We start from the raw sequence: 19,799 nt of genomic DNA, 5'->3' as shown, positions 1-19,799 counted from the left end.
CCCCCAACCCCTCCCGCCTGCGGGAGGGGAGAGCAAGGTCCGCCAACGACCCCTACCCCGCAACCTCCGCCAGCCGATGCGCCACCATCGTCGCCGCGTCGATTGCGCCCGATCCCATCCGCACACCGGATCCGGTTCGCGCCCGACCGATTGCGGACGTCTTCCCTTTGGTGCATCCTGCCCAGACCTCGAAAGGATGCGAGCGCGCCAATGGATTTTTCAATTCGCAAGCTGGCTACCAGACAATTCTGGAGGCCGGTCACGCAAGCCTTCTTCCTGATCGCGACGGGTGCCTGGCTGGTCGTTTCCTATATCGCCACGCACATGCCGTCGGTGGATTTCCTCAAAGATCTTCGTCACGACGTCCAGCTCGGATGGTGGATCCTGTTCGTCGCGTGGTGCGCCACGGCGCCCGGCAACAAGGCGGCCTATAAGGATCCAGGTCCTGCACGCAGTGGCACGGCCGTCGTGGCCGTTTGCGGAGTCGCGGCAGCGATCGTCTTTTCGCAGGGAGCGGATTGGCCGACAGGCTTCATCGTTCCGGGACTGATCCTGCTCGGCACGGTGGTTATCGCGACACTCGTCTACCGCTTCGCGTCGCGCCATGAATCAGAGATCGGCGAGGCGCGCTTCGACACTATAGCAACGTCGCCGCATCGCGACGGCTGAAGGCGCCGGCTTCCCCTACCCCGCCAATTCCCCCAACCACTGCGCCACCATCCGCCGCCCCGCGTCGACCGCGCCCGGCCCCAGCCGCGCATGGTCCGCGCGCATCGCATCCGGCGAACGCCCGACCTCCACCAGCGCCTCGGGCCATTGCTCGACCCAATGCTCGAAGCGCGGGTCGAGCCCCATTTCGGCGTGGAACTGCAACGCCAGGATATGGCGCCCGCGCCGGAACGCCTGGTGCGGATAGGCCGCGCTCGACGCGAGCAGTTCGACATCCTCGGGCAGGTCGAAAGTGTCGCCATGCCAGTGCAGCACCGGCACATCGGCCAGCTGGCCGAGCGGCGATGCGGAATCGAGGATCGTCAGCGCGTCGAACCCCACCTCCTTCGCCGGCCCCGGATAGACGCGCGCGCCCATCGCCGCGGCGATCATCTGCGCCCCGAAACACACGCCGAGCGTCGGCCGTCCCGCCTCGAGCCGGCGCGCGAGCCGGCGCAGCTGGCACGCAATCCATGGATGCTCGGCCTGTTCATAGACCCCCATCGGCCCGCCCATCATGATGAGCAGATCGGGCTCGCTCAGGTCGATCCGCCCGAACTCGGGGTCGCCGACGTCGATCCGGTCGAGCGCATAGCCCGCCGCCTCGATCGGCTCGCGAAATCCCGCAATCCCCTCGTGCGGCACATGCCGGATGATGAGTCCCGTCTTGGTCATGGGCGTCGGTCCGGTCCGGCTCCTTGCGGCGATGAACGGAGGCTTTGCCGCGCCGTTCGGAACGACTCCCGTCTAGCCAGAATCGGACCGCGCTGTCACTCTACCAAAGCAGTAGAGATACTGTTGCGACCCGTAGCTGAGCTTGGCTTCCCTCAGCTACGGGCCGCCGTCGCCCCGGGCGGCGCGGTCGGCATACGGGCGATCATCCCCCTGCCCGGTCGAGCCACAGCGCCCCCGCGGGCGGCAGCATCGCCGCATCGGCGCCATTGACCTGCAGCAGCGGTGCGCCGCTGCCGATATGCGCCGCGACGTCGATCGTCCCGGCGCCGAGGTTGAACAGGCAGCGCAGCCGCTCCCCGCCCAGCGCCCGGTCGAATCCCAGCAGGTCGCCCTCGACCACCCAGCGCTCGGTCGCCCCCAGCCGAAGCGCCGGGTGCGCGGCGCGCAGCGCCAGCAGGCGCCGCGTCCAGTGCAGCAGCGAGCCCTTGTCCGCCGCCTGCCGGTCGACCGCGAGCGACACATGGTCGTCGCCGAGCGGCAACCATGGTTCGGCGTCCGAAAATCCGGCATGCGCCGCGTCGGCGATCCACGGCATCGGCGTCCGCGCGCCGTCGCGCGACAGGGTCAGCGGCCAGTTGCGGATCGCCTCGGGATCCTTCAGCCGCTCGAACGGAATCTCGACCTGCCCCAGCCCGAGTTCCTCGCCCTGATAGACGATGATCGTCCCGCGCAGCGCGCAGAGCAGCGCCATCTTCATCCGCGCCAGCGCGGCGGCCTCGACCCCGGCGATCGCCCAACGCGATAGCGCGCGCGGCGCGTCGTGATTCTCGAACGCCCAACTCGGCCAGCCCGTCCCCGCGGCATCGTCCCACGCGCCGACGGCCGTTTGGACCAGCGCCGGGGTCAGCCGGTCGGCATAGAGAAAATCGAACCCATAGGCGCTGTTCAGCCGCCCCTCGCCCGCGGTGAAGGCCTTCATCTCGCACGCAGCCTCCTCGCCCGGCACTTCGGCGACGGTGAAGCGGCCGGGATAAAGATCTGTCAGCGCGCGGATATGTTCGAGGAAGGCCGCGATGCCAGGGTGCGACTGGTTGTGGAGCTTGTGCTGGAAATCGAACGGCCGGCTGCGCGGCCGGCCCGACGGCGGCGCGGGCGGATTGTCGCGCAGCATCGGATCGTGCATCGCGAAATTGATCGCATCGAGGCGAAAGCCGTCGACCCCGCGGTCGAGCCAGAAACGCGCGGCGTCGAGTAGCGCCTCCTGCACTGCCGGCTCGTGCAGGTTGAGCTGCGGCTGGCTGGCCAGGAAATTGTGCATATAATATTGGCCGCGCCGCGCGTCCCATGTCCAGGCGGGGCCGCCGAACACCGACTGCCAGTTGCTCGGCGGGGTGCCGTCGGGCTTGGCGTCGGCCCACACATACCAGTCGGCCTTGGCGTTCTCGCGGCTCGCGCGGCTTTCGGCGAACCAGTCATGGCGATCCGACGTATGCGCAAAGACGAGGTCGATAATCACCCGCAGCCCCAGCGCATGCGCCCGCGCGACCAGCGCATCGAAATCGGCGAGGCAGCCGAAGACCGGGTCGACGTCGCAATAATCGGCGACGTCATAGCCGAAATCATCCATCGGCGAGGGGTAGAAGGGCGACAGCCAGATCGCATCGGCGCCGAGCGTCGCGACATGATCGAGCCGCGCCGCGATACCCGCGAGGTCGCCGACGCCGTCGCCATTGCTGTCGGCAAAGCTGCGCGGATAGATTTGATAGAGCGTCGCGCCCTTCCACCAAGGCGCGGCGTCTTCAGGGCAGGCGGTCATCGTCATACCGACGCGCTAGGGCCCGCGCTTGTCATCTCGATGACAGACGCGGGCCTTGGTGGCAGCCAGGAGGTCAGGCGGCGACGGTCGCCGGGCGCCCGCTCTTCACCGCGCGATAGCCGAGGAAGGCGACGCCGAGCAGCAACAGCAGCTGCGCGATCAGGAACGGCGGCTCATTGCCGTTCGGCGCGAGCGCGTTGAGCGCGGGGACCTTCAGGAAGCTCTGCACGATCAGCACGAACAGGTTGAGCCACAGCGCGATCGTCGCGGTCACCGCATAGATCGTCCGGGCGCGGCCAGCGAGCTTGCGACCGTACCAGGCCCAGAAGCTCGCCGCGAGGAGCAAGGTCGAGAGGATGCCGAAGCCGAGCGCGGGGGTGAAGCTCGCGATCGGGAAGAGGAAGCCCGTCAGGCTGGTGAGCAAGGTCATCCACAGGAAGACGCCGGTGACGCGGGGCAGGATCGACCCGCGCGCAAAGGCGGGAAGCGCCACCAGCCCGGCGAGGATGGCGACGAGGCTGATCGCGACGTGGAGCAAGGTGAATTGCGGGATGGTGAGACCGAGGATCATGGCACGTCTCCTTCTTGGCAGGAGGGGGCGCGGACCTGGTGCCCGCGCCCCGCTGCCTATCAGCTGTTGATGAAGTCGAGAAGGTCGGCGTTGAACCGGTCCTGGTGGGTGACCGTCAGGCCATGGTCGGCGCCTTCATAGACCTTGAGCACGGCATGCTTGACGATCTTGACCGTCGACAGCGCTGCGGCGCCGATCGGCACGATCTGGTCGTCGTCGCCATGGAGGACGAGCGTCGGCTTGTCGAAGCGCTTCAGATCTTCGTGGAAGTCGCTTTCCGAAAAGGCGCGGATGCTGTCGAGCAGACCTTTCAGGCCGCCGTTCAGGCCCTGCCGCACGAAATCGTCGCGGATCGCTTCGCTGATGACGGCGCCTTCGCGGTTATAGCCGTAGAAGGGGAGCGTCAGGTCCTTGAAAAACTGCGGGCGGTTGTCGAACGTGCCCTTGCGGATGCCGTCGAACACGTCGAGCGGCAGGCCGCCCGGGTTGGCTTCGGTCTTGAGCATCAGCGGGGGGACCGCACCGATCAGCGCGACCTTGGCGACACGATCCGTGCCGTGCCGGCCGATATAGCGGGTGACTTCGCCGCCGCCGGTCGAGTGGCCGACGAGGATGACATCTTTCAGGCCCAACTGTTCGATCAGTTCGCCGAGGTCGTCGGCATATTGATCCATAGTGTTGTTCTCCCAGACCTGGTCCGAGCGGCCATGGCTGCGGCGGTCGTGGGCGATGGTGCGAAAGCCCTGATTGGCGAAATACACCATCTGCGCGTCCCAGGCGTCGGCGCTCAGCGGCCAGCCGTGCGAAAAGATGATCGGCTGCCCGTCCTTCGGACCCCAGTCCTTGTAGAAGATGTGCGTGCCGTCCTTGGTGGTGATCGTGGTCATGTCGTGGTTCCTTTCACTTGGGTGGGGCGGAACCCTCCGTCCCTGTGCCTTCTATCTAGGCGAGGTTTCGCTTGCGCGACATTGGCGGAAACGACATTATGCGAGCCAAATCCGACAAACGAAAGTCACGCTATGCGGCACCTTCGCCAACATCCGCAGAATCCGGCACCCAAGATGCCCGAGGTCGGCCTGATGCTCTACCCCGACTGCCAGATGGGCATGGTCAGCGGCATCACCGACCTCTTCCACGTCGCCGGCCGCTTTGCCGCCGAGCATGAGCGCTTGGGCATCCGCGTCAGCCACTGGCGCCTCCAGGACACAGGCGGCTTTGCGCGCTGCTACGACAGCCATCCCGACGAACCCTGCACCACCGCCCCGACCTACCTCATCGCGCCGGGCAGCCTGCACAAGCTGCTAGAAGCCGACGAGGTCGTCCCCTACGCCCGCTGGCTGCTCGACCGCCATGCGCAGGGCACGACGCTCGCCTCCAACTGCGGCGGTGCTTTCGCTCTCGCCGCCACGGGCCTGCTCGCGGGACGCGCCGCGACGACACACTGGTTTTACGCCGACGAGTTCCGCGCGCGCTTCCCCGACGTGCGCATGGAATCGGACCGCATGCTGATCGACGACGGCGACATCATCACCGCCGGCGGCCTCATGGCCTGGACCGACCTCGGCCTGCGCATCGTCGAGCGGCTGCTCGGCCCGACGGTGATGATGGAGACCGCGCGCTTCTTCCTGATCGACCCCGGCGGCCGCGAGCAGAAGAACTACGCGAGCTTCGCCCCGCGCCTGACCCACGGCGACGAGGCAATCCTCAAGGCACAGCACTGGCTCCAGTCGAAAGAAGGCCGCATGGCGGGGGTCGCCGAACTGGCCGCCGAGGCGGGGCTTGAGGAACGCACCTTCCAGCGCCGCTTCAAGGCCGCGACGGGCATGACCCCGATCGAATATTCGCAGCATCTGCGCGTCGGCAAGGCGCGCGAACTGCTCGAGTTCACGCGCCGCACCGTCGACCAGATCGCGTGGGCGGTCGGATACGAGGATGCGGCGGCGTTCCGCCGCCTGTTCCACCGCATCACCGGCCTGTCGCCGAACGACTATCGCCAGCGATTCTCGACCGAATCACTGGCGAGCGTCGCCTAGAAGTTGAACTTGGCGCTCAGCCCGTAGGACGGGCTACGTCCCGGAAAGCGCACCGCGGTGTTCGCGTTCGTCGCCGCCGACATCCAGTAATAGGTGTCGGTGATATTCTTGCCCCACAGCGAGACCTCCCATTTGCCATCCTGCTGGTAGAGCGCGAGGCTGGCGTTGAGGATGCCATAGCCCTTGATCTGCAGCGGCGCGAAATCCTCGATCGTGCTGCCGGTCTTCGACTGGTAGCGGCCGTTGACGATCGCCCGGATGCCGAGGTCGTTCCCCACCGGCGTGTCGTAGGTGACCGTCGCCGCGCCCGAGAATTTCGGGCTGTAGGGGAAGGCGAAACCGTCGAAGTCGAACGGCGCCCCCGCGGCGTTGATCCCGACATAGCCCTGAAGCTCGGTCTTGAGCCACGTCCCCGCGAGCGTGACATTGAGGCTGTCGGTCGCCTGGATGCTGATATCGCCGTCGAGGCCATAGGCGCGCGACTTGGGGATATTATCGAGGCGGAGCAGCGTCGTGTAGATCGGATCGGCGAAATAGACCGCGAGCTGCTTGTCGCGATAATCATAATAGAAGGCCGCCAGATTGAGGTGCACCTTGCGGTCGGCGAGCCCGAGCTTGGTCCCGACTTCATAGGCGGTCAGTTCCTCCTGCTTCGCCGGGCGGTTCTGCGTCGCGATATTCGCGGCGTTGACCGGGGTCGATCCCGATTTATAGCCGCGGCTGACCGAAGCATAGACGAGCGTGTCGTCGGTCGGCTCCCACGTCAGCGCGCCGCGCCACGCGACATTGTCTTCCTTGAGGTTCGAGGTGACGATCCCGAAGGTCCCGGTGTCGACGTCGAAGGTGTTGCACTGATTCGCGCTGATCGGCGCGGTGAAGGCGCCATAGACCTGGAAGAAGAAGGCGCGGTTGAACAGGTTGACGTTGGGCAGCATCGATCCGTTGAAGTCGCGCGAGCAGCCCTGATAGTCCTGCCGGTCCTCGGTATAGCGCACCCCGGTGGTGAGCTTCAGCGTATCGGCGAGTTCCCAGTCGGCGCTCGCAAACAGGCTGAAGGTCTCGGTGTCGAAATCGGCGACGTCGCGATAGGTGCGGAACGAGGTTGCGACATCGGCGGCGGTGTAGCCGGGGCTGTTGAAGGGCGTGTTCAAAAGGCCGAGCTGGAGGATCAGCGCGCGGATCGCGCCGACATTGGCATTCTGCCCCAACAAGGTCTGGTTGGTGTCGCTAACGACATCCTTTGCATAATAGCCGCCGACGACCCATTCGGCGGGGCCGGTCGAACCCTGGAAGCGCATCTCCTGCGAGAAGCTCTCGATCTTGCCCTGCGCCCGCTGGATCAGGATCTCATAGGGCGCGCCGCTCCAGTCATAGGTCGCGTCGCGCTTCACACGGTTGTAGCCGGTCAACGAGATGAAGCTCAGATCGCTCGTCAGGTCGAACTGGATCAGGCCGCGCAGCCCGATGAAGTCGCTGTCCTCCTGCAGCGGCCCGTCGATCCCGGTGCCGCGCCCGATATTGGGGCCGCGCTGCGACAGCGGCGCCCAGTCGGCGCTGTTCGAATCCCATTTGGTGCCGTTCGCCGCGACATAGGCGGGAAGCCCCGGCGCGTTGAACAGGCTGAAGATGGTGCCGTTGGCGGGATCGGTGTTGGGGGTGAAACCCACCGCCTGCCCCGCCAGCGTGTCGGACTTGTTGATCCAGAAATTGCCGCCAAGTTCGATCTTCATGCCGTCGACCGGCTCGGCGGTGAGCGTCAGGCGGCCGCCATAGCGGTGCACTTCGCCAAGGCTCTCGTCGCGCGAGATGCTCTTCTGCCACCCGTCCCAGCTGTCCTCGGTGCGGAAGGCGGCGCGGATCGCGACCGCGTCGCCGAGCGGGATGTTGAGATGACCCTCGCTGTTCAGCGTCTTTTCGCTGCCGACATCGACCGCGACGCCGCCCGAAAATTCGCCGAACTTTGGCTTGGCTGTGATGAAATTGACCAGCCCGCCGGTGGTGTTGCGGCCGTAGAGGGTGCCCTGCGGGCCCTTCAAGACCTCGACGCGCTCGAGGTCGTAGACCGGGCCGCTGTTCATGAAGGGATAGGCGAGCGCGACCTCATCCTGATAGGTGCCGACGGTCGAGGTCGCCGACAGGTTGATCGTGTTGAAGCCGATCCCGCGCAGCGTGTAGATCGGAATGCCCTGGTAACCGCGCGACACGTTGAGGCTGGGCACCACCGCCTGCAGATCCTCGGTCGAGGTGACGCGCAGGTTTTCGAGCGTGTCGCCCGAAAAGGCCTGGATCGCGATGCCGACGTCGTTGATGCTCTCGGCGCGGCGCTGCGCGGTGACCACGATCACGCCATCGTCCGCCACCTCGGCCTCTGCTGCGGGAGGCGCATCCTGCGCCAGCGCCGGCTGGCTCGCCACCATCGCCGCCCATGCCACCCCGGCCAGACCCATTGCACGCACCGCAACCGCCATCGTCTCTCTCCCTGATCGAGCTTATTATCAGATATGATAATTATCAATCATGATAGATAATGCAACCGGCAATTGCATTTCGCGCGCAATGATGGTCTGTCGGCGGCAAGGAGCGATAATGGCCACCCGAAGTGACAAGGCGGAAAGCCGGACGCGCGGATCGATCCGCGATGCCCTGCTCGACGCGGCAAGCGCGCTGATGCGCGAACAGGACAAGATCGATATCGGGATCGTCGAGATCGCGGCACGCGCCGGGGTCAACCACGGCATGATCCGCTATTATTTCGGCGACAAGGAAGGCATGCTCGCCGCCCTGCTCGACCGCGACGTGCTACGCGCGATCGGCCAACTCGACGCGCTATTCCGCCTGCCCGTCACCCCGACCGAACGCATGCGCATCCATCTGGAGGGCATCGTTGATACCTACTACCGCATCCCTTACCTCAACCGGCTGATCCAATATATGGTCCGCGACGCCGAGCCCGAGCGCGTCCGCCACATCGGCGACGAGTTGCTCAAGAAAATCGCAGGGGCGCAGGCGCGGATGATCGAGGAAGGCATCGCCGCGGGCGAATTTCACCCGGTCGATCCAAAGCTTTTCTATTTCAACACGATCGGCGCCGCCGACGGCCTCTATTCGAACCGCCTGACTTTGCAGGTGGTGTTTCAAGGCAAACCCCACGCCGACGACGACCTCCACGCGCGCTATCGTCAACACACGGTCGAGACATTGCTAGCCGGCCTCGTCAAAAATTATCAGCCTTGATAATTGAGCTAACGCGCCGCATAAGCCGCGCATGAACCTCGAATATGACGACGACCAGCGGATGTTGCGCGACACGCTCGCGCGTTTCCTGTCGCAGCAATTGCCGTTCGAAACGCGCCGCGCGATGCGCAATCCGGCGGCGCAGCTCGCACTGTGGCGCGCGGCCGACAGCGGCATCGGTATCGGCGCGGCAGCACTGCCGGCCAGTGTCGGCGGCTTCGGCGGCGGGCGCGTCGCGGCGATGATCGTCGCCGAGGAACTCGGCGCGGCGCTCGCGGTCACCCCCTATATCGACTGCCATGTCCTGACCGGCGAATTGCTGCTGGCGCTCGGCGAGACGGCGCGCGCCGCCGTGATCGGGCGAGGCGAAGCACTGGTCGTCACCGCGATCGAGGAACCCGCAACGCGCGGCGATATCGGCGCGGTCGCGGCGCACGCAACGCCCGCCGACGATGGCTGGATGCTCACCGGACGCAAGGTCGCGGTCGCCTTTGCTGCCGAGGCCGATCATGTGGTCATCCCCGCGCGCGATGCCGAGCACAATCTGCGCCTCTTCCTCGTGCCCGCGGCATCGCTCGCGGACCGTCTCCAGCCTTATTGGACGATCGACGACACGCCCGCCGCCGACATCGACCTCGATGGGCTATGGATCGACAGCGCGGCCGAGATCGGGCGCGGGCAGGACGGCGAAGCGGCGCTGCAAGCTGCGGTCGACACGGCCATCGCCGCGCTTGCCGCCGAGGCCTCGGGCCTCGCGCGTGTCCTGCTCGACGACACCTTGCTCTATGCCAAGCAGCGAAAGCAGTTCGGCGCGACACTGTCGAGCTTCCAGGCCCTCCAGCACCGGATGGTCGATATGCTGATGCTGCGCGAATCGATCGCCGCCGCCGCGCTGCTTGCGGCGCTCAAGCCCGGCGATGCGCAGGCGACCGCCGCCGCCAAGGCGACGATCGGCGACGCGCTGCGCAAGATCGGGCAGGAAGCGGTGCAACTCCATGGCGCGATGGGCATGACCGAGGAACTGCGCGTCGGCCATTATTTCAAGCGCGCCACCGCGATCGAGCAAAGGCTGGGGACGGGCGATTTCCACGCTGCACGTTATGCGGCGGGGATGGTCTTATAATCCTCCCTGTGGCGAAGCCATGGGGAGGTGGCAGCCGAAGCGCTGACGGAGGGGCAAAAATGAGACGTTGCGAGCCCCTCCACCACTCGCTTCGCGAGAGTGCTGGGTCGTCCAGTCCCCCGGACTGGACTTGGATTGCCGGGGGCAATCCAACCCTGCACTCCCCATCGCTTCGCGACAGGGAGGATTATCCGATCACAACCCCAGCACCGCCTTTGCCAGGATATTCCGCTGAATCTCGTTCGACCCGGCATAGATCGATCCCGCGCGCTCGTTGAAATAGCGCAGCGGCGCGATCGCCTGCCACGGCTCGCCCGTCACATACCCATCGGCCGGCACGACATGCACCGGCACCTCGGCGCCCGGCATGCCCGCATGCGGCTGGAACGCCAGCCCCGCCGGCCCCGCAGCCTCACAGGCGAGTTCGGTGATATGCTGCGCCAGCTCGGTCGACATGATCTTGAGCATCGACGCCATAACCCCGACGCTCTCGCCCTGCCCCGCACCCGACAGCAGCTTGAGCTCGATCATCTCCAATATGTCGACCCGGATGCGCGCACGCGCCAGCTTCTGCGCAAAGACCTGGTCGCCTGCCATGGTCTCACCCGCCTGCCTCGCCAGCGAATCGACGCGCATCGCCAGCGCGGGGGCGTGCGCGGAGCCGCCGCGTTCGAATTCGAGCAGATATTTGGCGACGGTCCAGCCGCGATCGACCTCGCCGATCACGTTCGACCGCGCCGAGCGGGCGTCGTCGAAGAAGACCTCGGCCTGGATCTGCTCGCCCGAGATCATCGTCAGCGGGCGCACCGTCACCCCCGGCTGGTCCATCGGCACGAGCAGGAAGGTGATCCCCTGCTGCGGCCGCTCATGCTTCGACGTGCGGACGAGGCAGAAGATCCAGTTCGCCTCGCTCGCATGCGTCGTCCAGATCTTCGAGCCGTTGAGCAGGAAGTCGTCGCCGTCGGGCACCGCGCTCATCTGGAGCGACGCAAGGTCCGAGCCCGACCCCGGCTCCGAATAGCCCTGGCAGAAAAACACCTCGCCCGTCAGGATGCGCGGCAGGAAATAGGCCCTCTGCTCGTCGGTGCCGAAGGCCGCGATCACATGCGCGACCATGTGGATGCCCATCGGCGAAACCGACGGCGCCCCGGCGCGCGCGCGTTCGCGGGCGTAGAGATAATATTGCGCCGGGGTCCAGTCTCGCCCGCCATGTTCAGGCAGCCAGTGCGGCGCCGCCAGCCCCTCGGCGTGCAGCCGCGCCTGCCAGTCCATCGAGACATGATGGTCGGGATAGACGCTGGTCGCTCCCTCGGCCCCCGCGCGCAGCTCCGGCGTCAGCGCGTGTGCAAGAATGTCGCGCATCTCGGCCGCAAAGGCGGTTTCTTCGTCACTCCAGTCGAGGTTCATATCGCATCCATTGCAAGCTATTATCACATCTGATAACAACTTTGGCGAAGAGGTCAATTGTGATGGGACGCTAAGCCGATGAACCGCATGAGCAACACGCCGCCGGCGATGGCGATCGATTTCACCAAGCCGTTCGGCGAAGCCTCGCTGCTTGCGCCCGATTCGCTGCAATGGCGCATCTTCAAGAACCCGATCGCGATGGCGGTCGGCGGGGTCGCGGCGGTGCTGCTCGAATTCGCCGACGCGCGCATTCGCTCTGGGGTGTGGGACCATTCGATCTACAAGGTCGATCCGATCGGCCGCTCGCAGCGCACCGGCATGGCGGCGATGGTCGGAGTCTACGGCCCGGCCAGCGCCGCGCGCCGCGTCATCGGCGGGGTCAATCGCATGCACGCCAAGGTGTCGGGCGAGACGCCGAAGGGCGAGGCCTATACGGCGCTCGATCCCGAGCTTTTGAACTGGGTCTATGCCACGGCGCAATATGGTTTCCTCACCGCCTATCACCGCTTCGTGCGCCCGCTGTCGGCGGCCGAGCAGGCGCGCTTCTGGGCCGACGGCCAGCCCGTCGCCGAACTGTACGGCGTCACGCGCACGCCCAAGTCCGAAGCCGAATTCCTGGCGATGATGGAGCAATTGCTGCCGCGCTTCGAGCCGCACCCGATCAACAGCGAATTCCTCGACATGATCCGTTCGGGCCGCGCCGCGCCCTCGGTGCCGCGCTTCCTGCACAAGGCGCTCGCGCGCGCGGCGGTGTCGCTGCTCCCGCCCGTGGTGCGCGAGCGGCTCGAACTCGGCCCCGAGCACGACCTCGGCGCCCGCGACCGGATCATGGTCAAGGCGATGGGCAAGCTCGCCGACCGCCGCAAGGACCCGACCTCGCCCGCGTGGCAGGCCGCCTTGCGCCTCGGTCTTCCGGGCGATACCGCCTGGCGGTAGACGACGAGACAAGCGGGGCGGAATGAGCAAGGCACCAACTTACGTCACCGCGCCCGACGGCGTCCGCATCGCCGCCGACGTCGCCGGATCGGGGCCGCTCGTCCTCTTCGTCCACGGCTTTCCCGAACTGCGCCAGTCGTGGCAGCGCCTCACTGCGGCGTCTGTCGCGGCGGGTTATCGCACCGCGGCGATCGACGTGCGCGGCTATGCGACAGCGACCGGCCCGAAGCGGTCGAGGCCTATCGCATTGAGGCGATCGTCGCCGATCTCGCCGCGGTCGCCGATGCGCTCGCGCCCGGCGAACGCGTAACACTGGTCGGCCACGATTGGGGCGCCTCGATCGTCTGGAATGCGATCATGGCGCGCCCCGACCGCTTCGGCGCGGTCGCCGCGCTGTCGATCCCTTGGCTCGGCCGCGCCGCCGCGCCCTTCGATGCGATGTTCAAGCGCCGCTTTACCGACAAGGGGCGCTTTTTTTACCAGGCCTATTTCCAGGAACCCGGCGTCGCCGAGGCCGAGTTGGAGGCCGACCCCGCGCGCTTTCTCCACGCCTTTTACCACAGCATCTCGGGCGATGCCGCGCCGGGCGACTGGCCGAACGACAAGCCGCACGGCGCGCAGCTTCTCGACGGCATAAGCTTTCCCGACACGCTCCCCGGCTGGCTCGACCCCAGCTATTTCGCCCATGCTGCCGCAACTTTCGAACGCACCGGTTTCGCGGGCGCGCTCAATCGCTATCGCAACCACGGCCGCGATTTCGAGTGGGCCGGTCATTTCGACCCGGTCATCCGCCGCCCCGCGCTGTTCATCGGCGGCAGCAGCGACCCCGCGCTGGTGCTCGGCACCGCCGACCCGGTCCCGCTGATGCGTGCGGTCGTCCCCGATCTCGAGGCGCATATGCTCGAAGGCTGCGGCCACTGGACTCAGGCCGAGCGTGCCGCCGAGGTCGAGGCCTTGCTCATTCCCTGGCTCCGGCGCACCATCGCCGCCTGACCCACGACAGGAGACATCAGCATGGCGCATGGCAGCGCGATCATCGGCAAGGACCGCTATCGCACCGAGATCGACGTCGGCGGCCACAAGCTGGTGTCGGACGAACCGCCCGCGCTCGGCGGCGGCGCGGTCGGCCCCGCGCCCTACGACCTGCTGCTCGCCAGCCTCGGCGCCTGCACCGCGATCACGCTGCGCATGTACGCCGACCGCAAGCTATGGCCGCTCGAATCGGTCGAGGTGGGTCTCCGCCTCTCGGGCCAGCATCCCGACCGCCGCATCGACCGTACGCTCAAGATCGCCGGTCTCGATGCCGAACAATCGGCGCGCCTCGCCGACATCGCCGAGCGCACCCCGGTCACGCTGACGCTGAAGGGCGGGCTGCCGATCGATACCAAGCTGGTCTGAGCGTCAGATGCTCCGCCCCGCCGCCGCCCAATAGGGATCGCGCAGCAGCCGCTTGCGGATCTTCCCCGTTTCCTCGCGCGGCAGCGCGTCGGTGAGTTCGATATGCCGCGGCACCTTGTACGATGCGATCCGGCTGCGCAGCGCCGCGCCGATGCCCTCCGCCGTCAGCACCGCGCCCGCCACCGGCTCGACAACCGCAAGCAGTGATTCGCCGTTGATGTCGTCGGGAATGCCGAACACCGCACAGTCGGCGACGCCGTCAACCGTCTGCAGCGCCGCCTCGATCTCGGCGGGGTAGATGTTGACGCCCCCCGAGATCACGAGGTCACGCTTGCGGTCGCAGAGGAACAGCCGCCCGTCGGCGTCGAGATAGCCGAGGTCGCCCGACGCGAGGTAGCCGCCGCGGTCGAGCGCGGCGCGGTCGGCCTCGCGCCCCAGATAGGTGAAATCGGGGTAGCCCGGATTGCGCGACTGCACCTCGCCGACCTCGCCGACCGGCACCGCGTCGCCCGCCTCGTCGACGATGCGAATCTCGACCCCGGGGATCGCCTGACCCACCGTACCCGGACAGGCTGACCACTCGCCGCTCGACACATGGGTGATCGGCCCCGCCTCGGTCGAGCCATAATATTCCTCGATCACCGGCCCCAGCCAGCCGATCATCCGCGCCTTGACGTCGGGCCCGCACGGCCCGCCCGCGTGCAGCACGAATTGCAGCGACGAGAGGTCGTGCGCACGGCGCTGGTCCTCGCTCAGCGCGAGCAGCCGGCTGAACATCGCGGGCACGGCATAGAGATGTGTGATCCGGTGCGTCTCGATATCGGCGAGCAGGCGCAGCGGGTCGAAGCGCGGCGGCAGCACGAGCAGGTCGGCAAGCGCCGCGGCGCGGTGCGCGAACAGGTTCGGCGCGGTGTGATAGAGCGGCGCGGGCACCATCACCCGCGCCCCGGCGCCAATGCCATAGATAAGCGACCGCATCGCCTCGCTCGCCGCGACCTGGTCTGGCTGCGGCGGCCGGCGTTTCACCCCCTTGGGATGGCCGCTGGTACCCGAGGTATAGATCAGTGATTCGGCCACCGGCGGCGACGGCAGGGTCCAGGGCTCAGCCGCGGCGAGCACGGCATCCCAATCTTCGCCCGTCCCCGCCACCGGCGCCAGCCGATAGGCGGCGGCAATCGCCGGCGGCACCGGCACGCCAATCGCCGGGCAGGGCAAGGCATCGGCGACGCGCGCGAGCAGGTCGGCGTGCGCAACCAGCAGCCGCGCCCCGCAATCGGCGACGACATAGAGGATTTCCTCGGCCGAAAAATGCCAGTTCACCGGCACGCAATAGGCGCCGAGCCGCCGGCACGCGAGGCTCGCCTCGATGAAGGCGATGTCGTTGCGCAGCAGGATCGCGACGCAGTCGCCTGCTCCGACCCCGCGCGCCGCGAGCGCGCCCGCAGCGCGGTCGACCCGCTCGCTGAGCGCTGCGCCGTCGATGGCCCGGTCGTCGGTGATGATCTGCACTGGTCGCTCCCTCCCGCAATCGCACGCCGCATCAGCGATGCGGCGTGCGACCATGCGACAAGCGGCCTCGAGCCACAATAGTTAGATTGCTAATTATTTTGCGGCACCGCGCAGGATCAGGCCTTGCCGACCGCGACCCGGCACGGGCCATCTTCGACCTCGACAATCGCGGTGTCGATCCCGATGAAGCGGCGGATCAGCTCAATCGCGGTCCGCGAATGCTGGCTGATCTTGACCGTCGTGAACACCCCGCCGCCCGCCATCGCAAAGGGCAGCAGCAGCTGGTCCTGCAGATAGGGTCCGGCAAAGGCACCCGATCCGACATAGCCCGCCGCACGCCGCGACGCGGTCTGTGCGAGCCGCTCTGCAGGCACGCCGAGCTTGCCGAAACCCGACATCACCTCGGTGACATGCTCGAAGGCGGTTTCGATCAGCAGCGCATTGCCCGGGCCGAACTCGGCGGGAAGCTGGCGCGTAGCAAAGGCTTCGGCAGGCCAGTCCGCCAGTATCTTGCGCGCCGTCTTGAGCTCGCGCTCGGCGACATCGAACGGGATGCCCGCGACCAGCGCCGTCACCGAACGCCCGTATGCTTCGCCGCGCTCGATACACTCGATCGCGCGCAGCGGGGCGGGCGCGATATCGATCTCGATCCGCCCGCCGCCGCGCGGGAAAAAGCCGTGGCGAATCAGCCGCGCCTGCACCGTCGGTCCCATGCGATTGATGATCGGCAGCAGCGTGCGTTCGGTGAATTCGAACGGCGGCGCCGCCATCGCGTGCGTGCCGCCCTCGATCACGATACGCGACGGGCCATCGGCCATCATCAGCGGCACGAGGATCGCCTGAAGGACGAGCCCGGTGCTGCCCGCGGTGCCGACCGCGAAATGATAGTCGCCCGGCGTCACACGCCCGGGACGGAAGCTGATGCTGTTCGACCCGACCGCCAGCCCCGAGCATTCGGCGCCGCCGATCACGCATGCGGCCTCGATCGCGGTCACATGCTGGCGCATGAGCCCCGGCTTCTCCCGCCCGCCGCGGATATTCTCGATCGTGAAGGGCGTGCCGGTGAGCAGCGCGAGCGCACACGCATAGCGCAGCACCTGCCCCCCGCCTTCGCCTTCCGATCCGTCGATGATGATCATTGTTATTCTTCTACCAAATCCAGAAACAGCGCATTCGCTTGCGCCGCGAATGCTTCGCTTGGCGGCCGAGCGGGGACCTCGTCGGCGCGCGTCAATTCGTCGGCGATCAGCGCGTCGATTTCGGATACGCGCGCGATCGGTCCCGCCTCGCGCGTGTCCGCCTTCATCGCCACCAGCCGCTCGATTTCCTCGGTGGCCGATCGCGGCAAGTCCGCCTCGGCCATCAATTGCTGCAATTGCATCGGCGGCCGGCGCGACGGATCGCGCCGCAGCACGCGGATCGCGAGCGCCGGGCGCAGCGCATAGAAATAGCGCTTCACCGCGACCTCATGCGCATCCTGCATCCAGCGCGCGATCGCCGTCCGGCCGAGCTTGGCATAGTGCAGCGCAAAGCCGTTGGGATCGAAATGGCGATCCTTGAGCTCGGCCATCCGCGCGATCACCGGGTGGGGGTCGCGATAGCGGATCGGTGATTCGATCCATTCGGACAGCACCGAATTGTTGCGCAGCATCAGCCCGAGCGCCTTGCGGACATCCCAACCGTTGAGGTCGATCTCGTCGACGATCTCCCGCTCGATCACGTCGCGCACCGGGCTGAGCGCCAGATAGTCGCGACGCAGCCGGACGTAGAGAAAGCGCACGTCATAATCGCTGTCGGGCGAGGGAAAGCCCCAGGCGCGCGACCCCGATTCGATCGCGAGCAAAAGCCGCACGTCATCCTCCGCCTCGACGGCAGCCAGGCGGGTTTCGATTTCACGGCGGATAGCGGGTGCGATGGTCATCACTTTTCTTCTGGTTTCCATTGGATGTCAGGCTCATGCACTTCAACATGCGGCACCGCGTCGAAAATTGACTCGAACGACGCAAATCGCTGGCCGCAGCCACAATGCAGCACGGGATCGTAATGTTCTTCGGGCAACGGTTCATCGAGGGCCCGATCGTCAAGCACCGCACCCGTCACGATGGCATCTGGATGCAGCCAGAACGCCGTGACGTGGCGCGCATCGGGCGGGTATATGTAACCGCGCGGCGACTTTCGTTCGCACTGGAACTCATAAGCCAGAACAACAGGCCAATCTCCAGCGCCAAGGATCCTGCTCTCGGCATCTTCGCAAAGCACGCGCAAAACAGGCCGGGAAAGCCCGGCTCCGCATCGCTTGCAGGTCATTATGTGCATGCCTTCCCCCGACGGCGGCGTGAAGGGGATCACCCCTTCACGCACACCACCTGCTTCAGCGTATGGACGATCTCGACGAGGTCGGCCTGCGCCGCCATCACCGCCTCGATCGGCTTGTACGCCTTCGGCGTCTCGTCGATGACGCCTTCGTCCTTGCGGCATTCGACGCCCGCGGTGTCGGCGATATGCTCGTCGAGCGTGACGAGTTTTTTCGCCGCGGTGCGACTCATGACGCGGCCCGCGCCATGGCTGCAGCTATCGAAGCTTTCCGGGTTACCCAGCCCGCGCACGATGAACGATTTCGCGCCCATCGAACCCGGGATGATTCCCATCGTGCCTTTCGCCGCGCGCACCGCCCCCTTGCGGGTCACGAGCACATTCTCGCCGAAATGGTTCTCGCGCGTCACATAATTGTGATGGCAGTTCACCGCTTCGGCCTCGGCCTCGAAGGGCTTGGCGATCTGGAACCGGAGCGCGGCGATGACATTCGCCATCATCATGCGCCGGTTCAGCGCCGCAAAGTCCTGCGCCCAGCCGACCGCCTCGACATAATCGTCGAAATGATCGGTCCCTTCCGGGAAGTACGCCAGATCTTCGTCGGGCAGGTTGATGAACCATTTGCGCATGTCCTTCTTCGCCAGTTCGATGAAGTAGGTGCCGATCGCGTTGCCGACGCCGCGCGATCCCGAATGCAGCATCACCCACACCCGCGCCTCGGTATCGAGGCACAGCTCGATGAAATGGTTTCCCGTCCCGAGCGTCCCCAGATGCGTGAGGTTGTTGGTGTTCTTCAGGCGCGGGTGCTTGGCGACGATGCGCCCGAACCGCTCGGCGAGCGTCGCCCAGGCGTCGACGATCGCCGCCGGAGGATCGCCCCACGACCCGCTGTCGCGCTTGCCGCGTCCGACCGAGCGGCCGTGCGGGACCGCCGCTTCGATCGCGCTGCGAATGCCCTCGAGGTTGTCGGGCAGGTCGTGTGCCATCAGCGTGGTGCGCGCGGCCATCATGCCGCAGCCGATGTCGACCCCGACCGCTGCCGGGATCACCGCGCCCTTGGTCGGGATCACCGATCCGACGGTGGCGCCGATGCCGACATGGACGTCGGGCATCGCCGCGACATGCTTGAACACGAACGGCATCCTCGCCGCCTTGCGAAGCTGGTCGCGCGCCATGTCCTCGACGGGCACGCCGCGGGTCCACATCTTGACCGGGCGTCCGCCCTCGACATTCAGCACTTCATAGGTCGTCTGGGTCATGGCTGACCTCCTTCTTCTTCATCTTCATGGTGCCGGCGACGAGGCGTGGCGAGACATTTTTCCTGAGCTACTCCGGCAAGCCGGGGGCGGACTTGAACCGCCGACCTCCCACCCCTTGGGATGGACGCTCTGACCCTGTAGTCCCGCCGGCATTCGCCGACTTGTTATCGGTGCTGGCGACGAAGTTATGGTGAGACATTCGACCTGCGTCCTCGACCGCTAGACGACGCGTCAGTCCGCTTTCGCGGTGCTGACCCGACCGGATTCGAACCGGCGTTTCAGGTGCCCTGATGTAGTCCCACCGGCATTCGCCAGCGTGAAAGGGGTGCCGGCGGCGAGGATTTGGACGAGACATTGCCCCGCATGGGGCTCCGTTGGAAGGTGTAGTCCCGTCCGGCATCCGCCGGCCGACAAGGATCTCGCAGCGACGAGAGATGGTGAGACGCGGCCCTTAAGCTACATGGCAAGGCGGGATTCGAACCCGCATCTCCCCGGTCCCTTTTGGGGAGCCGGGGCGCTTTACTCGTCGGGCCTTCATGGTGCCGATGTAGTCCCACCGGCATTCGCTGCGATACCCTGTCAAAATTCAAGCCGGGTCACGGCGACGAGAATCAGAAAAGACACACCCGAAGGCTGATGCTCTCCCACTGAGCTACGGGCCATAGGAAGACCCGGCGGGATTCGAACCCGCGACCGTCTGTAGTCCTTCCCGGCATTCGCCGTAATGGTCATGATGGGTCGTGGCGACGAGTATCGACAAGACATTTTCGCCAGACGGGAATCGAACCCGCTCGCAAGGATCCCTCCCCGCGCATCC

At 66.4% G+C, this 19,799-nt stretch carries 19 protein-coding genes; 8 read left to right on the top strand and 11 right to left on the bottom strand.

Annotated features, from left to right (window positions below; all coding sequences use genetic code 11):
• The first annotated feature begins 210 nt into the window (after positions 1–210).
• On the top strand, positions 211–669 hold the full coding sequence (locus B1A78_RS05135; protein ID WP_077145922.1) for a hypothetical protein: 459 nt from the start codon (positions 211–213) through the stop codon (positions 667–669).
• 15 nt (positions 670–684) lie between these two features.
• On the opposite strand, the gene B1A78_RS05130 is transcribed toward B1A78_RS05135, so the two are convergent.
• The 4 genes from B1A78_RS05130 to B1A78_RS05115 form a co-directional block, all read right to left on the bottom strand.
• Positions 685–1,383, bottom strand: a complete 699-nt coding sequence (locus B1A78_RS05130; RefSeq protein WP_077145921.1) for a glutamine amidotransferase — start codon at positions 1,381–1,383, stop codon at positions 685–687.
• Between the two features lie 202 nt (positions 1,384–1,585).
• Positions 1,586–3,205 (bottom strand): alpha-amylase family glycosyl hydrolase, encoded by a 1,620-nt coding sequence (locus B1A78_RS05125; RefSeq protein WP_077145920.1) that lies wholly within the window; start codon positions 3,203–3,205, stop codon positions 1,586–1,588.
• Positions 3,206–3,272: 67 nt separating this feature from the next.
• On the bottom strand, positions 3,273–3,770 hold the full coding sequence (locus B1A78_RS05120; RefSeq protein ID WP_077145919.1) for a hypothetical protein: 498 nt from the start codon (positions 3,768–3,770) through the stop codon (positions 3,273–3,275).
• Between the two features lie 59 nt (positions 3,771–3,829).
• A complete protein-coding gene (locus B1A78_RS05115) occupies positions 3,830–4,657 on the bottom strand; it encodes an alpha/beta fold hydrolase (protein ID WP_077145918.1) in 828 nt (275 codons plus the stop codon).
• Positions 4,658–4,831: 174 nt separating this feature from the next.
• Between B1A78_RS05115 and B1A78_RS05110 the strand changes: the two genes are divergently transcribed.
• Positions 4,832–5,803, top strand: coding sequence for a GlxA family transcriptional regulator (locus tag B1A78_RS05110; protein ID WP_077145927.1), 972 nt, complete (start codon positions 4,832–4,834; stop codon positions 5,801–5,803).
• Here the strand turns inward: B1A78_RS05110 and B1A78_RS05105 are convergent.
• Positions 5,800–8,271, bottom strand: coding sequence for a TonB-dependent receptor (locus tag B1A78_RS05105; RefSeq protein WP_077145917.1), 2,472 nt, complete (start codon positions 8,269–8,271; stop codon positions 5,800–5,802). The two genes, B1A78_RS05110 and B1A78_RS05105, sit on opposite strands and share 4 nt — an antisense overlap.
• Before the next feature lie 118 nt (positions 8,272–8,389).
• Here B1A78_RS05105 and B1A78_RS05100 point away from each other — a divergent pair, with 118 nt between their 5' ends.
• Both B1A78_RS05100 and B1A78_RS05095 read left to right on the top strand, forming a co-directional pair.
• The gene (locus B1A78_RS05100; RefSeq protein WP_077145916.1) at positions 8,390–9,037 is read left to right on the top strand and encodes a TetR family transcriptional regulator; all 648 of its coding nucleotides are present in this window, start codon (positions 8,390–8,392) and stop codon (positions 9,035–9,037) included.
• Positions 9,038–9,068: 31 nt separating this feature from the next.
• Positions 9,069–10,160, top strand: coding sequence for an acyl-CoA dehydrogenase family protein (locus B1A78_RS05095; RefSeq protein WP_077145915.1), 1,092 nt, complete (start codon positions 9,069–9,071; stop codon positions 10,158–10,160).
• A gap of 195 nt (positions 10,161–10,355) precedes the next feature.
• On the opposite strand, the gene B1A78_RS05090 is transcribed toward B1A78_RS05095, so the two are convergent.
• Positions 10,356–11,567, bottom strand: coding sequence for an acyl-CoA dehydrogenase family protein (locus B1A78_RS05090; RefSeq protein ID WP_077145914.1), 1,212 nt, complete (start codon positions 11,565–11,567; stop codon positions 10,356–10,358).
• Positions 11,568–11,645: 78 nt separating this feature from the next.
• On the opposite strand from B1A78_RS05090, the gene B1A78_RS05085 reads away from it, so the two are divergent.
• The 4 genes from B1A78_RS05085 to B1A78_RS05075 are packed head-to-tail and all read left to right on the top strand — an operon-like array spanning position 11,646 to position 13,901.
• On the top strand, positions 11,646–12,503 hold the full coding sequence (locus B1A78_RS05085) for an oxygenase MpaB family protein (RefSeq protein WP_256837483.1): 858 nt from the start codon (positions 11,646–11,648) through the stop codon (positions 12,501–12,503).
• A gap of 22 nt (positions 12,504–12,525) precedes the next feature.
• Positions 12,526–12,813: an alpha/beta fold hydrolase gene (locus tag B1A78_RS23070; protein WP_256837485.1), complete on the top strand. Its 288-nt coding sequence runs from the start codon at positions 12,526–12,528 to the stop codon at positions 12,811–12,813.
• Positions 12,750–13,496, top strand: coding sequence for an alpha/beta hydrolase (locus tag B1A78_RS05080; protein ID WP_256837484.1), 747 nt, complete (start codon positions 12,750–12,752; stop codon positions 13,494–13,496). The genes B1A78_RS23070 and B1A78_RS05080 overlap by 64 nt, the downstream gene beginning before the upstream one ends.
• A gap of 21 nt (positions 13,497–13,517) precedes the next feature.
• On the top strand, positions 13,518–13,901 hold the full coding sequence (locus B1A78_RS05075) for an OsmC family protein (protein WP_077145913.1): 384 nt from the start codon (positions 13,518–13,520) through the stop codon (positions 13,899–13,901).
• A 3-nt stretch (positions 13,902–13,904) separates the two neighbouring features.
• On the opposite strand, the gene B1A78_RS05070 is transcribed toward B1A78_RS05075, so the two are convergent.
• The 5 genes from B1A78_RS05070 to B1A78_RS05055 form a co-directional block, all read right to left on the bottom strand.
• Positions 13,905–15,410 (bottom strand): AMP-binding protein, encoded by a 1,506-nt coding sequence (locus B1A78_RS05070; RefSeq protein ID WP_256837482.1) that lies wholly within the window; start codon positions 15,408–15,410, stop codon positions 13,905–13,907.
• 116 nt (positions 15,411–15,526) lie between these two features.
• On the bottom strand, positions 15,527–16,549 hold the full coding sequence (gene rtcA, locus B1A78_RS05065) for an RNA 3'-terminal phosphate cyclase (protein WP_077145911.1): 1,023 nt from the start codon (positions 16,547–16,549) through the stop codon (positions 15,527–15,529).
• Between the two features lie 2 nt (positions 16,550–16,551).
• Positions 16,552–17,331: a nucleotidyltransferase domain-containing protein gene (locus tag B1A78_RS05060; RefSeq protein ID WP_179101980.1), complete on the bottom strand. Its 780-nt coding sequence runs from the start codon at positions 17,329–17,331 to the stop codon at positions 16,552–16,554.
• A complete protein-coding gene (locus B1A78_RS22210) occupies positions 17,331–17,771 on the bottom strand; it encodes a hypothetical protein (protein ID WP_144037690.1) in 441 nt (146 codons plus the stop codon). Before B1A78_RS22210 ends, B1A78_RS05060 begins: the two co-directional genes overlap by 1 nt.
• Positions 17,756–18,982, bottom strand: a complete 1,227-nt coding sequence (locus B1A78_RS05055) for an RtcB family protein (RefSeq protein WP_077145909.1) — start codon at positions 18,980–18,982, stop codon at positions 17,756–17,758. Before B1A78_RS05055 ends, B1A78_RS22210 begins: the two co-directional genes overlap by 16 nt.
• Positions 18,983–19,799: the final 817 nt, after the last annotated feature.

The organism is Sphingopyxis sp. KK2 (assembly GCF_001990265.1).
Taxonomy (GTDB): Bacteria; Pseudomonadota; Alphaproteobacteria; order Sphingomonadales; family Sphingomonadaceae; genus Sphingopyxis.
This window is presented reverse-complemented; position numbering and strand designations above follow the sequence as displayed.

Coding starts and splice junctions, on each gene's coding strand:
- B1A78_RS05135 (WP_077145922.1), top strand. CDS start 211: ATGGATTTTTCAATTCGCAAGCTGGCTACCAGACAATTCTGGAGGCCG.
- B1A78_RS05130 (WP_077145921.1), bottom strand. CDS start 1,383: ATGACCAAGACGGGACTCATCATCCGGCATGTGCCGCACGAGGGGATT.
- B1A78_RS05125 (WP_077145920.1), bottom strand. CDS start 3,205: ATGACGATGACCGCCTGCCCTGAAGACGCCGCGCCTTGGTGGAAGGGC.
- B1A78_RS05120 (WP_077145919.1), bottom strand. CDS start 3,770: ATGATCCTCGGTCTCACCATCCCGCAATTCACCTTGCTCCACGTCGCG.
- B1A78_RS05115 (WP_077145918.1), bottom strand. CDS start 4,657: ATGACCACGATCACCACCAAGGACGGCACGCACATCTTCTACAAGGAC.
- B1A78_RS05110 (WP_077145927.1), top strand. CDS start 4,832: ATGCCCGAGGTCGGCCTGATGCTCTACCCCGACTGCCAGATGGGCATG.
- B1A78_RS05105 (WP_077145917.1), bottom strand. CDS start 8,271: ATGGCGGTTGCGGTGCGTGCAATGGGTCTGGCCGGGGTGGCATGGGCG.
- B1A78_RS05100 (WP_077145916.1), top strand. CDS start 8,390: ATGGCCACCCGAAGTGACAAGGCGGAAAGCCGGACGCGCGGATCGATC.
- B1A78_RS05095 (WP_077145915.1), top strand. CDS start 9,069: ATGAACCTCGAATATGACGACGACCAGCGGATGTTGCGCGACACGCTC.
- B1A78_RS05090 (WP_077145914.1), bottom strand. CDS start 11,567: ATGAACCTCGACTGGAGTGACGAAGAAACCGCCTTTGCGGCCGAGATG.
- B1A78_RS05085 (WP_256837483.1), top strand. CDS start 11,646: ATGAACCGCATGAGCAACACGCCGCCGGCGATGGCGATCGATTTCACC.
- B1A78_RS23070 (WP_256837485.1), top strand. CDS start 12,526: ATGAGCAAGGCACCAACTTACGTCACCGCGCCCGACGGCGTCCGCATC.
- B1A78_RS05075 (WP_077145913.1), top strand. CDS start 13,518: ATGGCGCATGGCAGCGCGATCATCGGCAAGGACCGCTATCGCACCGAG.
- rtcA (WP_077145911.1), bottom strand. CDS start 16,549: ATGATCATCATCGACGGATCGGAAGGCGAAGGCGGGGGGCAGGTGCTG.
- B1A78_RS05060 (WP_179101980.1), bottom strand. CDS start 17,331: ATGACCATCGCACCCGCTATCCGCCGTGAAATCGAAACCCGCCTGGCT.
- B1A78_RS05055 (WP_077145909.1), bottom strand. CDS start 18,982: ATGACCCAGACGACCTATGAAGTGCTGAATGTCGAGGGCGGACGCCCG.